The 15,239-nt window shown below is 49.7% G+C and carries 13 protein-coding genes, 2 tRNA genes and 1 other annotated feature; of the genes, 14 read left to right on the plus strand and 1 reads right to left on the minus strand.

Features of this window, described 5'->3' with window-relative positions; translation table 11 throughout:
- Positions 1-79 precede the first annotated feature (79 nt).
- The 5 genes from PGS38_RS14435 to PGS38_RS14455 all read left to right on the plus strand — a co-directional run bounded on the left by PGS38_RS14435 (position 80) and on the right by PGS38_RS14455 (position 5,375).
- Positions 80-150: transfer RNA gene (locus PGS38_RS14435), tRNA-Trp, on the plus strand.
- Between the two features lie 203 nt (positions 151-353).
- Entirely contained in the window at positions 354-953 is a 600-nt protein-coding gene (locus tag PGS38_RS14440) for a DUF4230 domain-containing protein (RefSeq protein ID WP_055221314.1), read from the plus strand.
- Between the two features lie 390 nt (positions 954-1,343).
- Complete coding sequence (locus PGS38_RS14445; RefSeq protein WP_055221312.1) at positions 1,344-2,105, plus strand: threonine/serine exporter family protein; 762 nt, start codon at positions 1,344-1,346, stop codon at positions 2,103-2,105.
- Between the two features lie 41 nt (positions 2,106-2,146).
- Positions 2,147-2,593 (plus strand): threonine/serine exporter family protein, encoded by a 447-nt coding sequence (locus PGS38_RS14450; RefSeq protein WP_022463061.1) that lies wholly within the window; start codon positions 2,147-2,149, stop codon positions 2,591-2,593.
- A 358-nt stretch (positions 2,594-2,951) separates the two neighbouring features.
- Positions 2,952-5,375: a L,D-transpeptidase family protein gene (locus PGS38_RS14455; protein ID WP_118595585.1), complete on the plus strand. Its 2,424-nt coding sequence runs from the start codon at positions 2,952-2,954 to the stop codon at positions 5,373-5,375.
- Between the two features lie 86 nt (positions 5,376-5,461).
- On the opposite strand, the gene PGS38_RS14460 is transcribed toward PGS38_RS14455, so the two are convergent.
- Positions 5,462-6,094 carry an HAD family hydrolase gene (locus PGS38_RS14460; RefSeq protein WP_226906388.1) on the minus strand — a complete coding sequence of 211 codons (633 nt, stop codon included), beginning with the start codon at positions 6,092-6,094 and terminating at the stop codon, positions 5,462-5,464.
- Between the two features lie 148 nt (positions 6,095-6,242).
- Between PGS38_RS14460 and mutY the strand changes: the two genes are divergently transcribed.
- The 9 genes from mutY to PGS38_RS14505 all read left to right on the plus strand — a co-directional run bounded on the left by mutY (position 6,243) and on the right by PGS38_RS14505 (position 15,213).
- Positions 6,243-7,310, plus strand: a complete 1,068-nt coding sequence (gene mutY, locus PGS38_RS14465) for an A/G-specific adenine glycosylase (protein ID WP_055267466.1) — start codon at positions 6,243-6,245, stop codon at positions 7,308-7,310.
- Between the two features lie 37 nt (positions 7,311-7,347).
- Positions 7,348-8,364 carry a glycosyltransferase family 2 protein gene (locus PGS38_RS14470; protein WP_055227139.1) on the plus strand — a complete coding sequence of 339 codons (1,017 nt, stop codon included), beginning with the start codon at positions 7,348-7,350 and terminating at the stop codon, positions 8,362-8,364.
- A gap of 26 nt (positions 8,365-8,390) precedes the next feature.
- Positions 8,391-8,939 (plus strand): 2-C-methyl-D-erythritol 2,4-cyclodiphosphate synthase, encoded by a 549-nt coding sequence (gene ispF / locus PGS38_RS14475; RefSeq protein ID WP_022463066.1) that lies wholly within the window; start codon positions 8,391-8,393, stop codon positions 8,937-8,939.
- Positions 8,940-9,201: 262 nt separating this feature from the next.
- Positions 9,202-11,829, plus strand: a complete 2,628-nt coding sequence (locus PGS38_RS14480) for a cation-translocating P-type ATPase (RefSeq protein ID WP_118659440.1) — start codon at positions 9,202-9,204, stop codon at positions 11,827-11,829.
- A gap of 42 nt (positions 11,830-11,871) precedes the next feature.
- Positions 11,872-12,106, plus strand: a binding site (T-box leader).
- Positions 12,107-12,208: 102 nt separating this feature from the next.
- Positions 12,209-12,892, plus strand: coding sequence for a serine O-acetyltransferase EpsC (gene epsC, locus PGS38_RS14485; protein ID WP_055227154.1), 684 nt, complete (start codon positions 12,209-12,211; stop codon positions 12,890-12,892).
- Between the two features lie 107 nt (positions 12,893-12,999).
- Positions 13,000-13,359: a Mini-ribonuclease 3 gene (locus PGS38_RS14490; protein WP_055221333.1), complete on the plus strand. Its 360-nt coding sequence runs from the start codon at positions 13,000-13,002 to the stop codon at positions 13,357-13,359.
- A 243-nt stretch (positions 13,360-13,602) separates the two neighbouring features.
- Positions 13,603-14,325 (plus strand): 23S rRNA (guanosine(2251)-2'-O)-methyltransferase RlmB, encoded by a 723-nt coding sequence (rlmB, locus tag PGS38_RS14495; protein ID WP_055221331.1) that lies wholly within the window; start codon positions 13,603-13,605, stop codon positions 14,323-14,325.
- 39 nt (positions 14,326-14,364) lie between these two features.
- Complete coding sequence (sigH, locus tag PGS38_RS14500; protein ID WP_226906387.1) at positions 14,365-14,970, plus strand: RNA polymerase sporulation sigma factor SigH; 606 nt, start codon at positions 14,365-14,367, stop codon at positions 14,968-14,970.
- Positions 14,971-15,140: 170 nt separating this feature from the next.
- Positions 15,141-15,213: transfer RNA gene (locus PGS38_RS14505), tRNA-Thr, on the plus strand.
- The last annotated feature ends 26 nt before the right edge of the window (positions 15,214-15,239 follow it).

Genomic DNA, 15,239 nt, shown 5'->3' on the forward strand with positions numbered 1-15,239 from the left:
AAATGGTTGTGTTCGGAAAGAAAGTATGGTATGATGTATAGATGTTAAGTGTATGCGGTTTTGAAGGTATATCTAGCGTAGGGGATTGGTCAAATGGTATGATAGGGGTCTCCAAAACCTTTGGTGGGAGTTCGATTCTCTCATCCCCTGTATTAGGAAAGAGTGAAGATACAAAATCTTCACTCTTTTTTCGTATTGTTTAAAAGAAAAGTCTAACAGAACAGGATTTACAGAATTTTAAGATATTTTTGTAAAGCAGGACTGTTTTTTATGGTGTAAATAAGGTACAATAGAGCCACAGAACATATTCAAAAATAATGAAAAATGAAACATGAGAAGGGAGTGGGTGTAACGTGAGCAGAGAAAAGAATGGAAGCCGCGGCACGGTAAAAGCTGTCATTTATCTTCTGATCGTAGTAATCCTTGCTGGAATGGTTGTTTATCTGACGCAGTCGTTGCGGCGGGACCGGGAGCCGGAGATTACGGGGACGTTTATTGACAGCAAGCTGGAGGCGGCGGGGGAGCTGACGTCGGCGAAGATGATTTATAACGGGCTGATTCATTACTCGGACGGGTCGATTCCGTTTCTGACGCAGAAGGCGTTTAATATGACATACCGTGCAGAGGTACGTGCGGGCGTGGATCTCTCGAAGGCGAATACGGAGGTGACGGATTCAGAAGTAACAGTTACACTTCCGGCAGTGGAGATTTTTGATATTTCCATCGACAATGATTCCATCCAGTATTACGATGAGAAGGCAGCGCTTCTGAACTGGGAGCGGAAGGAAGATGCGATGGATGCAATCGCGAGTGCGAAGGAGGATGTAGAGCAGCAGACGAAAGAAATGGATGACCTGGAAACGATGGCACAGGAACAGGCGAAAACACTGATTACCGGAATGCTGTCCGAGACGGTCGGGGACAAGACATTGGTTGTAAAATTTGAAGAATAGTACATAGACGGGATGTCGGCACTTCTTTTTGGGGGATAAAAAAAGGAGGGCCGGTATTTCTTCTGGCAGAAACACCGGCATTATGAAAAAGAAAAATCTATATAAATTGGAAAGAATATTAGGTTGGGACAACGGTTGAAAGATAGAGGAAGATGATTTGTTGTCCCTTTGTTTTGATACGTTTAGTATAGTTGTCATATGTGAGGAAAGTGTGAATGGAGTTTGAAGAAACTTTGAAAAGATTTGTGAATGGCGCGGGTGAACATCGGAACATCCCAACGCCCGGATATCGCCGAATTTGCATAGAATTAACTTGAAAGTGAACACTGCTTCATGGTACAATCGTTTGGCATGTGTGAAATATGAGTTACATTTGAGAGGACAAAAACTATGGACTATAAACTGCTGCTGGACACCGCGGTCATGGCGGGAGAAATCCTGCTGGAAAGCGGGGCGGAGACGTGGCGGGTGGAGGATACCATGCTGCGGATGCTGCGCATGTCCGGCCTGAAAACTGCGGATGTACTGGCGCTGACGACCGGCTTTGTGGTAACGCTCGACGACCCGGCGATGGATTCCATGACTGTTATGCGCAGCGTAGAGAGCCGTGCAACGGATCTGAACCGGATCCATGCGGTCAATCAGCTTTCCCGCGATTTCTGCGAAGGAAATATCGACCTGGATGCGCTGTTCCACCGGGTGCGGGATATCTATCGTGCCAAGTCGGAAATTAAAAAAAATCTGCTCGCGATGATGGCGACGACCGCAGGCTTTGCAATCATGTTCGGAGCCGGGTTCTACGAAGTGCTGGCATCTGCACTTGCAGGTTTTATATCAGGAATCGGTGTTTACGGAGGAAAAAAAGCCGGGATGCAGTCGTTTCTTGTGAACTGTATCGGGTCATTTTTGCTGGCGGTCACATCTATTCTCTGTGTTCATTACCTGCCGGGGACCATGGATCTGAACGTCATTATCATTGCATCGATCATGCCCCTCGTACCGGGTGTGGCGATCACGAATGCGGTGTATGATACCCTGCACGGCGACTACATTTCCGGTGCGGCACGGATGCTTGAGGCGTTTGTAACCGCTGCGGCCATCGCAATCGGCGTGGGACTTGGCATGCTGCTGCTCCGTCCACTGGTGCGGTAGAGAAAACCGATACAGAAAAAAGATGAGGTTAAAGCAAAAATATGAGAATAGCAGGTGAAATCATCCTGAAATCCCTTGGAGCCTGGGTTGCAATCTGGGGATTTTCAAGACTGTTGAACGCACCAAAAAAGCTGGAATGCTACACGGCCGGTGTCGGTATGATCGGCTGGGCGGTCTATCTGATCGTGGAAGTATTCAACGACGGCATTCTGATGAAGAACTTTCTTGCCGCCGTTGCCGTCGCCCTGGTTTCCCAGGCAATGGCGCGTCATTTCAAAGCGCCGGTGATCCTTTTCGTGATCCCGGGCATTCTTCCGATGGTGCCGGGAGCCGGTATGTACCGCATCGTCTACTCGATCGTTATGGGGCCGGAAAACATGGTTGGAACGTATCTTTTAGAGACAGCGACCGCGGCAGGCGCAATTGCCCTTGGAATTTTCCTCGGAGAAGCGCTGCAGAAGGTATTTTTTTACGAATTCCATAGGTGATTTACGAAAAAAGTGAGAAATTTGCCAAAACCAAATTTTTTGCTTTTTTTTGTCGAATTTTATGATATACTTAACAGTGTATGTGCCCTTGGACAAAAGAAGAAATCTATAGGGGCATTTTTAACATCAGTAGACAAGAAGTCCCCCGCTTCTAAAGCGGTGGGATGAATTGTTAAAAGAAACATAACGGTAGTGGCGGGCGGAGAGAAATCGGTATCCTCCACTGACATGAGGTAAGTCACAGTCGAACTATTTTCGACATGTCAGACTCCGTGAAAATACCGACTGTGAGTTGAAACAAGGAAAAAAGAAGAGAAGTAAGTAAAGTGCAGACACAGAACTATGAGGAGCAAAAAATATGAAGTTTGAAGATGATGATTTAAAGGACGGTAAACTTTGGGCTGCCCTGCAAAAAGAGATTGACCGTGACCTGGCGGAAAAGGAGAGCGGTGAAACATTCCAGGAAGAACTGGCAGACATCGAAGACTCCATTGAATTTGAAAGCAAAGAAACAAAAAGCGAAGATCACATCCCGGATGAGACTGCAAATTTAAGTAATCTGCGAAGTGTCCTTGAGGCAACTGAGCGTGCAAAAGACGAAGAAGCGAAGCAGAAAATGAAGCAGACCAAAGTGGAGCCTGTGACGCAGGACATCGAGATTCCGGAATTTACAGAAGAGGAAGAAGAAATCGAAGAGACGCCGGCGGAGACAAAAACAGAATCGGAACCGGAAGAAGTGATGGTGGATGATGATCTGATCATCAACGATCCATTCGCAGATGAGGATGATCTGCTGGGAGAAGAGAAGACAGAGACCAAGGGTTCGGAGAAAGAAGTGCTTGGTGATCAGGTGGAAGCCGCAATGGAGCGCCTCGTCAGCGACACGGTAGGCCATATCCCAATGCCGGAAATAGACGATGAGGATGATGACTACGACGATTATGAGGATGACGACGAAGAGTACATTCCGCATGGCGCAAAACCGCAGAAGAAAAAGGGAAAAGGCGGTGCGGTTATCGCCGTTGCAGCCGTTGCTGTTATTGCTGTGGGAGGCTTTTTCTATGGAAGCAAAATGTTCCATTACCAGAATTATTTTTTCAACGGAACAACCATCAACGGAGTAGACTGCTCGGATATGACGGCCAAAGAGGCAGAAACGAAAATCAAAGAGCAGGCTGCAAACTATACCTTAAATGTAAAATTCAAAGACAATGATACGAAGAGTGTCAGCGGAAAAGACATCGACTACACCTACGCCGGAGACGGCAGCGTGGAGAGCGTGTTAAAGAAACAGAACAGTTTCCTCTGGTTCCTGGGAAATGGCGGAAAAGAGAAAGATTCCCAGGTCACCATGCAGTACAGTCAGGAAAAACTGGATGCGGTGATTGATGGATTTGACGAATTCCAGTCCGCAGACGGTGAGAATGCACCGGCCAGCGCCTACATCACCTTCCAGAACAATGAGTTTGAGATTGTGGATGCTGTTATGGGTGAGGGAATGGATCTTACCCTTGCAAAACAGTGCATCGAAAACGCGCTGATCAATGCGGATACCGAAGTGGATCTTGAAAAAGCAGGCGTTTACGACGGAACCTTGGTAACAGCAGATGACGAAACACTGAATGCACAGAAGGATCAGTTAAATGAACTGGTACGCGCAAGTATCACATACAGTATGCCGGATGGAACAACACAGGTTCTTGACGGAAATACCATGAAAGACTGGCTGGCGGTCGATGCGGATGGAAATTATTCCAAAGATGAAAACCAGTGGAATGAAAAAGTAAAAGAATATGTGGCAAATCTTGCGGCAGCGATTGATACCGATGGCAAGGATCACACCTTCCCGGCAACCGGTATCGAAGGCGGCGTGACCATCAGCCAGGAAGGCTACGGATGGAAAGTGGATCAGGAGCAGGAGATAGCAAAGATCGCAGAAGAAGTAGATGCTCACGCAGCAGACGCAAGAGAGCCGCAGTATGCGCAGAGAGAGTTTGCTGCTTCCACAGAGAACAACGGATTCGGCAAGACGTATGTTGAGGTTGATGCCAGCCGTCAGCATATCTGGCTCTACAAAGATGGAAATCTGGTTGTCGACGGTGACTGTGTAACCGGTCTGATGGAGCAGAGCAGCTACACGAAGCCGGGTATCTACACAACCGCAGCAAAAGAAAGCCAGAAAAAACTGCACGGAGAGCTTCAGGCAGACGGCAGCTATTCCTGGGAAAGAGATGTGGATTCCTGGATTCCGTTCAACGGAGAGATTGGTTTCTACGATGCTTCCTGGAGAAGTAGTTTCGGCGGAAACCTGTATCTGACTGCAGGATCGACGACAGGATCTGTTGCACTTCCGACTGCAGTGGCACAGGCATTATATGACAATGTCGATGACGGAACACCGGTTATCATTTATTATTCCGAAGCTTATGAGGTAAGTGAAGACACGCTTACTGTGACACAGGCACCGGAAGCAGATGACGAAAATGTCGATGATACGACGAATACCACGACAGTAACGCCGACGAGAACGCCATCCTACACGTACGATGATTACACGCCGTCAACTCCGTCAACCCCATCAACTCCATCAACCCCATCAACTCCATCGACCCCGTCTACGCCGGAACCGACCACAGCACCGACCGAGATCCCGTCTACGCCGGAGCCGACCGTAGCACCGACGGAGACCCCGTCCACACCGGAACCGACCCAGGAGCCGAGCGCACCGGATCAGGGAGACCATACGGGTGACGATGATTACCCAGGTAAGGGCGAGAGCTGAGAAAAGAAGAAATAGAACATAAAAAATACGCATTCCGTTATCAAAACAGGAATGCGTATTTTTTATGAGAAAGAAACTGTTAAAAATTAATTTTCCGGTACGAACAGTGTGACAAGATCCATCGGGGAAGTGATGGTGTAGTCCGGGTTTTCGGTCTGACCAAAACCGTATGCGGCATGGACAAACGGGATTCCGGCCTCGCGTGTCGCCTTGTAGTCGCCGTCGGTATCGCCGACATAGACCGCGTGCTGCAGATGGTTCTGTTCGATGATTGTACGGATGTTGTCTGCCTTTGCCTTTCCGGTATCGCCAGGACAGAGATGGCCTTTGAAATAGTGACCGAGGCCTGTGGCTTCCAGAAAAACTTCGATATAGCCCGCCTGGCAGTTGCTTACGATATAAAGCGGGTAATGTCTGGAAAGAATAGAAAGTGCATCGACAAGTCCCGGATAAACAGGAGCCGGTGTCGCAAGAAGTGCCTCATGCTCTTTGGCACAGCATGCCTCGATCAGTTCTAACTGGCGCTCCTTTGGATATTCGTGGAAAATGACGGCGGCGATATCCGGGAGCAGGCGGCCGAACAGGCCTTTTAACACGGTTCCGGTGAGGTTTGGTGTCATATCAGTTTCTTTTTCCATAATCTGATTCCATGCGTCGGCAACAACGTCTGTGGAGTCCCACAGGGTGCCGTCCACATCAAAAATAATACTGTCGATCAAGAGTTTTTCCTCCATATCTTAAGGGTTTTGGTTATTCTTTTAAAGTATTTATTAATTTTAATCAAAAACACGTGAGAGCGCAATGTTTATTTTGCATTTTGGAGGAAAATGTGGCAAAATAAGAATGATATATTAACAGGAGATTACTATGCAGGACACAATCACAAAGCCATTATTGAAATGGTATGGCGAAAATAAAAGAGTGCTGCCGTGGAGAGAAAAAAAGAACCCGTATGAAATCTGGGTTTCCGAGATTATGCTCCAGCAGACGAGGGTGGAGGCGGTCAAGCCGTTTTATGAGCGGTTTATGCGTGAACTGCCCAATGTCGCAGCACTTGCGGTCTGTCCCGAGGAAAAGCTTTTGAAGCTCTGGGAAGGCCTTGGTTACTATAACCGTGTGCGGAATATGCAGAAGGCCGCACAGAAAATTATGGAAGTGTATGACGGTGTATTTCCGGCAGATTACGAAGCCTTAAAAGGACTTCCGGGAATTGGAAATTACACAGCGGGAGCCGTTGCATCGATCGCGTTTTGCATTCCGGTGCCGGCGGTGGACGGAAATGTGCTTCGTGTGATGGCACGCCTCCGGGAGGACGGTGAGGACATTTTAAAGCAGTCCGTGAAAAACCGCGTGGAAGCGGAATTGACCGAAATCATGCCGGCAGAAGATCCGGGAGCCTTCAACCAGGCGATGATGGATCTCGGCGCAATGGTCTGTCTGCCGAACGGCGCACCAAAATGTGAAGTCTGTCCGCTTTTTGACCAGTGTCTGGCGGGACAGCATCAGACCTGGACGGAATATCCGTTTAAAAAGAGCGCAAAGCCGCGCAGAATCGAAGACAGAACCGTTCTGTTATTTCTGGACGGTACGCACACAGCAGTGCGGAAACGGCCGAAAAAAGGACTTCTGGCGGGACTTTACGAGTTCCCGAACTTCGATGGCGTGCTCTCCGAACAGGAAGCACTTGAAGAGGCAGAAAAATTCGGCGTGACGCCGCTTCATATTCAGGCATTGCCGCCGTACAAGCACATTTTTTCCCATGTCGAGTGGCATATCACAGGATACGCTATTAAAATTGCAGGAAACGATGTGGAGCAGGAAGGGGAAGAAAAAGCCGGATTGATTTTTGCGGATGCGAAAACCGCGGCTGAAAGATATGCCATTCCGTCTGCGTTTGCGGAATACGCAAAATATACAGATCTGGAACGTGCCTGAAACGGCAGAAGAGCAAAAAAGAGCAGGGAGAAAAAAGATGAAGATTTTATCAATTGCAGTACCATGCTATAATTCAGAAGCATATATGGAGAAATGTATCGATTCGCTGCTGGTCGGCGGAGAAGAAGTAGAAATTCTGATCGTGGACGATGGTTCCAAGGACGGAACCACAGAGATTGCAGACCGCTATCAGGAAAAATATCCGACGATTGTAAAAGCGATTCATCAGGAAAACAAGGGCCACGGCGGAGCAGTCAACACGGGTGTGGAAAATGCGACGGGTCTGTACTTTAAGGTTGTGGACAGTGATGACTGGGTAAACCCAGAGGCATACCAGAAGATTTTAAATGTTCTGGCAGAAGTCGTACGCGGACCGAAAACACTCGACCTTCTGATCAGTAACTATGTGTATGAAAAAGAGGGCGCCAAGAGAAAACGTGTGATGCGCTATGCGAAATCGCTGCCGGAAGGCCGCTTTTTCGGATGGGATGAGGCGAAAGCTCTCGGCAAAACACATTATCTGCTGATGCATTCGCTGATTTACCGGACTTCTCTTTTAAGAGAGTGCGGCATGAAGCTGCCGGAGCACACCTTCTATGTGGATAATCTGGTTGCGTTTATTCCGCTTCCGTACGTCAAAACGATGTATTATCTCGATGTCAATTTCTACCGCTACTTTATCGGAAGAGCCGACCAGTCGGTTAACGAGAAAGTCATGATCGGCAGAATTGACCAGCAGATCCGTGTCAACAAGCTGATGATCGATTACCTTGGTGAACAGAAAGGGCTGTCGAAGTACCTGCGGAAATATATGATCAGCTATCTGACCATTATTATGACGGTTTCTTCCGTGATGATGATGCGCTCTGGAACGGAAGAAAATCTCGAGAAAAAGAACGATCTGTGGAGATACCTGAAGCAGGAGGATGCAGCCGATTACTTCCGCATCCGCCACGGCATTTTCGGAACTGTTATGAGCAGCAAATCAAAACCGGGACAGAAAATTGCAGTCTATGCCTACAAGGTAGCGCAGAAGCTGTATGGATTTAACTAGAAAGTAACGAAGCGGAGGAACGAACAATGCGAGTAGGAATGGGTTACGATGTGCATAAACTGGTGGAAAACCGGAAACTGATTCTGGGCGGTGTGGAAATCCCGTATGAATATGGCCTTCTGGGACATTCCGATGCAGATGTGCTGGTCCATGCCATTATGGATGCGCTTCTCGGCGCTGCAGCACTGCGGGACATCGGACGCCATTTTCCGGACAATGATCCGGCGTATGAGGGCGCAGACAGCATCGAACTGCTGAAAAAAGTGGGTGAGATGCTCGAGGAGCGGATGTATCTGATTGAAAATATCGATGCAACCGTTATTGCACAAAAGCCGAAGCTCCTGCCATACATCGACACGATGGTGAAAAATGTGGCGGAGGCGCTTCATCTCGAAGAGGATCAGGTCAATATCAAGGCAACGACCGAGGAAGGACTTGGCTTTACCGGAAAGAAAGAGGGAATTTCCGCACAGGCGATCTGCTGCATTTCCAAGGCACTCGACCTGATGCCGGACGACCGGATCGCAGGCGGATGCAGCGGCTGCCCAGGATGCGCAAAGAACGCAGAAGAATAAAAGAGAAATGCGATTGCACAAGGCCGGAAGATGTGGTAGACTGGAAGAAGAATAAGGGAGTAGTCGGCGGCATACGTGACGCTATAAGGCCAACAACCGAAGAAAAAGCATTTCTTCTGGCTTTGTATGAAATGACAAGACTTATCTGTATCAACAAATATGGTGCGGATAGGTCTTTTTCTATATAGAAAGAGACCAGTGTACCAGTGGGAACTTATCACAGGAACGCAAAAAGCGTTTTCAGAAGAAAGGACGGATGGAAATGAAAGAGTATCTGGAAAAAAGTTCGAAGATTCTTGATGAGTTACAGACAACGGAGCAGGGACTTTCCGAGGCGGAAGCTGCGCGGCGGCTTTCCGAACACGGACCTAACCGGCTGGCGGCGGGAAAAAAGAAGAGCAATCTGCAGCGGTTTTTCGAAGAGCTGAAAGACCCGATGATCCTGATCCTGCTCGCCGCAGCGCTGATTTCCGGCATCACATCGGCGTATGAAGGCGAATCGTACGCTGATGTGGTCATTATTCTCACCGTTGTCATCATTAATGCGGTGCTCGGTGTTCTGCAGGAGAGCAAGGCAGAGAAAGCGATTGAAGCTCTGCAGGAGATCGCGGCAGCCACGTCGAAGGTGATGCGCGGCGGGAAAATGGAAGTGAAAAAGAGCGAGGAGCTCGTACCCGGTGATATTGTAATTCTCGAAGCGGGCGATGCTGTTCCGGCGGATGGCCGTATTTTAGAGAGCGCCAGCATGAAAATCGAGGAAGCAGCGCTGACCGGAGAATCTGTCCCGGTCAATAAAACAGCGGATGTTCTGAACGCCGGCGCAGCCAGCGAGGTTCCGCTCGGGGACCGGAAAAACATGGTCTATATGGGAAGCACCGTTGTCTATGGCCGCGGCCGCGCTGTTATCACCGGAACGGGTATGAAAACCGAGATGGGAAAAATCGCCCATGTTCTGACGCAGTCGGCGGATGAGAGCACACCGCTGCAGAAGCGGCTGAACCAGCTCAGCAAAATCTTAAGCGTGATGGTGCTCGCCATCTGTGCCGTGATTTTCGTTGTCGGCATTTTAAAAGAGGGCGTGACGCCGCAGAACATCTTAAATACCTTTATGGTAGCCGTCAGCCTTGCCGTAGCGGCAATTCCGGAAGGACTTGCAGCAGTTGTCACAATCGTGCTTTCCATCGGTGTGACCAAAATGTCAAAGCGGAATGCGGTGATCCGGAAACTGACGGCTGTCGAGACGCTCGGCTGTACGCAGGTGATCTGCTCGGATAAGACAGGAACGCTGACCCAGAATAAGATGACCGTGGTAAAACATGAGGGAAGTGATATAAAACGTCTCGTATCCGTCATGGCACTCTGCTCCGATGCGGAGCCGGACGAAAACGGCGAGGCAGTCGGAGAACCGACGGAATGTGCGTTGGTCAACGATGCGCAGAAAGAGGGATGCCCGAAGAAGAGCCTGTCCGTCCAGTATCCGCGTGTCGGGGAAGCGCCGTTTGATTCGATGCGGAAACGCATGACAACGATCCACCGCGCAAACGACGGAACGTATTTTTCCTGCACAAAAGGCGCACCGGATGAGATTCTGAAGCGGTGTACCTCCGTTTGGCGTGACGGCAGAAAACAGCCGATGACAGAAGCATTCCGGCAGGAAATCCTGTCGCAGAACAAGGCGATGGCAGACCAGGCACTCCGCGTGCTGGCGGCAGCAGGAAGAGCGTGGAACCAGATGCCGTCCTCCCAGGAGCCGGACTTTCTGGAGCAGGATCTCTGCTTTTTAGGACTTTGCGGTATGATTGATCCGGTGCGGCCGGAAGTAGTCGATGCGATCCGGGAATGCCGCGGGGCAGGCATCCGTCCGGTGATGATTACGGGTGACCACAAAGACACAGCGGTTGCTATTGCAAAAGAGCTGGGTATTCTGGAGGCGGGCTGGAAAGCGGTAACGGGAGCCGAGATTGACCAGTTAAGCGATGAGGAGCTTGACCGGAGAATCGAGGAATATGCTGTTTACGCACGCGTTCAGCCGGAGCATAAAGTGCGGATTGTCGATGCGTGGAAGCGGAAAGGCAGAATCACCGCGATGACAGGAGACGGAGTCAACGATGCGCCGTCGATCAAGCGTGCGGATATCGGCATCGGAATGGGCATCACGGGAACGGATGTGACGAAAAACGTGGCAGATATGGTGCTCGCGGACGACAACTTTGCGACGATCATCGTAGCGGTTGAGGAAGGAAGACGAATCTACGATAATATCCGTAAGGCAATTCAGTTCCTTCTGGCATCGAACCTTGCCGAGGTGCTGTCGATTTTCTGCGCGACGCTGATGGGCTTTACGATTTTAAATCCGGTGCATCTGCTCTGGATCAACCTGATTACGGACTGCTTCCCGGCGCTGGCGCTCGGTATGGAGGACGGTGAGGCAGACATCATGAAACGCCCGCCGAGAAATGCGGATGACGGTATTTTTGCGGACGGCCTCGGCTTTGATGTTGCGTTTCAGGGCATCGTGATTACGGTGCTGACGCTGGCGTCCTACTTCATCGGCCACTATCTGGAAGCCGGCCGCTGGGAAATCGTCAACAGCCCGGACGGCATGTCGATGGCGTTTCTGACACTCTCTATGGTGGAAATTTTCCATTCCTTCAATATGAGATCACGGAAAGGTTCTATTTTCCATATGAAGCATCAGAACAAGTATCTGTGGGGCGCGATGGCACTCTCATTTGTCCTCACATCCGCCGTCATTTACATCCCGGCACTGTCGAGTGCGTTCGGTTTTGAGCGGATCAGCGCGTTGGAATATGATGTGGCGATCGGCCTTGGACTGCTTGTCATTCCGGCGGTCGAAATCAGCAAGTGGATCCGGCGGAAATTTGCTTGACAAACGAGAAAAATTTGCATAAACTAGAACAAACGGAAACAGAAAAAGGCTTGGAACGGAAAAAGTAGAAAATCAGAATTGTTTCACAGAGAATGGCAGACAAATGGGGCTGGAAGCTGCCTGAAACGAGGGTTTTTGAAGTGCGTCCGGAAGCTGGCCGGGTGAAGCGGAAAAAGTGGGTAGTCCGGCACGGGTCCTGCACGTTATGCAGAAGAAAAGAAGAGGGCAGGTGTGCCCTTAAAGTAAAGTGGAACCACGGAGCTATTTCGTCTTTATCGGAGATGAAACAGCTCCGTTTTTGAATATTGCCCTTCGGGCAAAAAAGGTGGTAAGAAATAAAAATCTGAAAAAGTCCTGGCAGGAGGCAAGGAGAGGAAAGATGAGTTTTTTCGCGTATTTTAAAGAGGAATTTCAGGTGATTCAGGAGCGGGATCCGGCGATACATTCTCCCATGGAAGTCTTGCTGTATCCTTCATTTCGTGTTATGCTGAAGTACAGACGGGCGCACAAGCTATATCTGAAAGGCCATTACTTTCTGGCCAGGTGGATTTCACAGCGGGCAGCGAGAAAAACCGGTATCGAAATCCATCCGGGTGCGACGATCGGAAAGGGATTGTTTATTGATCATGGTTCTGGTGTGATTATCGGAGAAACAGCCATTATCGGAGACAACGTGACGCTGTATCAGGGCGTGACGCTTGGCGGTAATGGTAAGGAGACCGGGAAACGTCATCCGACGCTGAAGGACAATGTTATGGTCAGCGCCGGTGCGAAGATCATCGGATCGTTTACGATCGGGGAAAACTCCAAAATCGGAGCCGGATCGGTTGTGATCGAGGAGGTTCCGCCGAACTGTACCGTCGTCGGCGTGCCGGGGCACATTGTGAAGCAGAATGATGTGCGGATTCCGAGAAAAAGCATGGATCACATTCATCTGCCGGACCCGATTTTCGAGGATATCAAAGTACTGCAGCAGGAGAATACGGAGCTTACGAACCGTGTGCTCGAGCTGGAGGGCGAGCTGCGTCAGATGAGGAAAAAAGAAAGGACAGAACAGAAGTGACGGAAGTGGGCAAAGAGACAGAAAACGAGGAGCTTTTTCCAGAGGCGGTTTTCGGGGAGAAGGATTATCTTTCGGAGGTATTCGGACTGGAACAGCATGACATCCGCATGTATTCGCCGCTTACGCTGGCCTACATCGGGGATGCTGCGTATGAGATCGTCATCCGCACGATTCTGGTGCGGAAAGCAAATATGCAGGTCAACAAGCTGCACCGCCATGCGGCAGGGCTTGTAAAGGCGGAGAAACAGTCGGCGATGATTGAAATTCTGGAGCCGCTGTTTACCGAAGAGGAAAAACAGATTTATAAAAGAGGCAGAAATGCGAAATCCTATACCAAGGCAAAAAATGCGTCCACGATCGACTACCGCCGGGCAACCGGGTTTGAGGCCGTGATGGGGTATCTGTACCTGAAAGGGGATTACAAGCGGATGATCGACCTGATCCGGGCAGGACTTGGCGAAGTGTGAGAGCAGATAAGATTCAGAAAATAAAAAAGAAGCGGCAGGGCAGTGGGGCTTTTGAAAAAGCAAAAGTTCCCACTGCTTTTGGGACCGCGGAACAGGAATGATATGAGAGAAAACAACAGAAACGACAAGAGAAACTTTGAGAGAAGAGACGGAAAAAAACGTGACTTTAAGGGGAAACGAGATTACCGTGACAGAGACAGAAAACAGGAAGTACAGCAGGCGGATGAGGAGTTTACAGGCGGCATGGTAGAGGGAAGAAACGCTGTCATCGAGGCGTTCCGCTCCGGCAAGACCGTGGACAAGCTGTTCGTCCTTGCAAGCAGCCAGGACGGCCCGATCCGCACGATCATCCGTGAGGCGAAAAAACACGATACCATCATCAATTATGTAGAAAAAGAACGTCTTGACGAGCTGTCCACCACCGGAAAGCATCAGGGTGTCATTGCACAGGTGGCTTCCTACAGTTATGCAACCGTTGAGGACATCCTCGCGCGCGCAGAGGAGAAAGGAGAGCCGCCATTTATCCTTCTGCTGGACGGCATTGAGGATCCGCATAACCTCGGTGCGATCATCCGTACCGCAAACCTGGCAGGCGCACATGGTGTCATCGTGCCGAAGCACCGCGCAGTCGGCCTGACAGCAACCGTTGCCAAAACGTCGGCAGGTGCATTAAATTACACACCGGTGGCAAAGGTGACGAATCTGGTGCAGACCATGGAAATGCTGAAGGAAAAGGGCATCTGGTTTGTATGCGCGGACATGAACGGACAGAGAATGTATGATCTCGACCTCAAAGGACCGATCGGCCTTGTAATCGGAAATGAGGGAGAGGGTGTCAGCCGTCTGGTGAGAGAAAACTGCGACTTCACAGCCACAATTCCGATGAAAGGCGATATCGACTCTCTGAACGCTTCCGTGGCAGCCGGCGTGCTCGCTTATGAGATTGTAAGACAGAGAAGCTGCTAGAAATTGCGGAAAATCACATTACGCTCCGGCGGAAGAAAGATGAAGGATACAAGAGATATGATGGTGAAAGATTACGATACCTGTACGGATGAGGAGCTGATTGCGCGTCTGCGGGCAGGAGAACGCGAGATTACCGATTATCTGATCGACAAATACAAATCGCTGGTGCGGACCAGGGCGAGGGCGCTGTACCTGGTGGGCGGAGATCACGAGGATCTGATCCAGGAGGGCATGCTCGGACTTTTTAAGGCAGTGCGTGACTACAAACCGGGGAAGGAGGCATCGTTTGCCACCTTCGCCGGCCTGTGCATCGACCGTCAGATGTATTCTGCAGTGGCATCGTCCCAGCGCCAGAAGCATCAGCCGCTGAACAGCTTCGTCTCGTTAAGCGAACCGGTTTCCGAGCAAGAGCTGCGCCTGGTGGACGAGGAGACACCGGAGGAGATTATGATCAGCCGGGAAAACGTAATCGGCATGCATGAGCGGATCAAAGAACGGCTCAGCAAATTTGAGTACCAGGTGCTGGAATTGTATCTGAAAGGGTACGATTATACGCAGATTGCAGAAAAACTTGGAAAGCAGCCGAAGGCAATCGACAATGCACTGCAGAGAATCCGCAGTAAAGTGCGGGAGGTCTGTTCGTGAGATGGGAAAACGACCGAAAAAATTACGGTGAATTGTCAAAAGTGCAGGAAAATCTGTGAACAAATAAAAATTTTCAAATTTGTAGAAAAAACTGTTGACAATTCACTATAGTTTTGATAGAATACCAAATGTAGCAAGGAGCTAACAAAAAAACAAAACAACTTGCGAATGCTGATGTGGCTCAGTCGGTAGAGCGTCGCCTTGGTAAGGCGGAGGTCACGGGTTCGATTCCCGTCATCAGCTTACTATGAAAGATCCCGGGAAACCGG

Origin of the sequence: Fusicatenibacter saccharivorans, assembly GCF_027667425.1 — a bacterium.
GTDB classification, from domain to species: domain Bacteria; phylum Bacillota; class Clostridia; order Lachnospirales; family Lachnospiraceae; genus Fusicatenibacter; species Fusicatenibacter saccharivorans.

Excerpts from the sequence above, each read along its gene's own strand:
- PGS38_RS14445 (WP_055221312.1), top strand. The coding sequence starts at position 1,344 with ATGGACTATAAACTGCTGCTGGACACCGCGGTCATGGCGGGAGAAATC.
- rlmB (WP_055221331.1), top strand. The coding sequence starts at position 13,603 with ATGGTAGAGGGAAGAAACGCTGTCATCGAGGCGTTCCGCTCCGGCAAG.
- mutY (WP_055267466.1), top strand. The coding sequence starts at position 6,243 with ATGCAGGACACAATCACAAAGCCATTATTGAAATGGTATGGCGAAAAT.
- PGS38_RS14455 (WP_118595585.1), top strand. The coding sequence starts at position 2,952 with ATGAAGTTTGAAGATGATGATTTAAAGGACGGTAAACTTTGGGCTGCC.
- epsC (WP_055227154.1), top strand. The coding sequence starts at position 12,209 with ATGAGTTTTTTCGCGTATTTTAAAGAGGAATTTCAGGTGATTCAGGAG.
- PGS38_RS14470 (WP_055227139.1), top strand. The coding sequence starts at position 7,348 with ATGAAGATTTTATCAATTGCAGTACCATGCTATAATTCAGAAGCATAT.
- PGS38_RS14480 (WP_118659440.1), top strand. The coding sequence starts at position 9,202 with ATGAAAGAGTATCTGGAAAAAAGTTCGAAGATTCTTGATGAGTTACAG.
- PGS38_RS14450 (WP_022463061.1), top strand. The coding sequence starts at position 2,147 with ATGAGAATAGCAGGTGAAATCATCCTGAAATCCCTTGGAGCCTGGGTT.
- PGS38_RS14490 (WP_055221333.1), top strand. The coding sequence starts at position 13,000 with ATGTATTCGCCGCTTACGCTGGCCTACATCGGGGATGCTGCGTATGAG.
- sigH (WP_226906387.1), top strand. The coding sequence starts at position 14,365 with ATGAAGGATACAAGAGATATGATGGTGAAAGATTACGATACCTGTACG.
- ispF (WP_022463066.1), top strand. The coding sequence starts at position 8,391 with ATGCGAGTAGGAATGGGTTACGATGTGCATAAACTGGTGGAAAACCGG.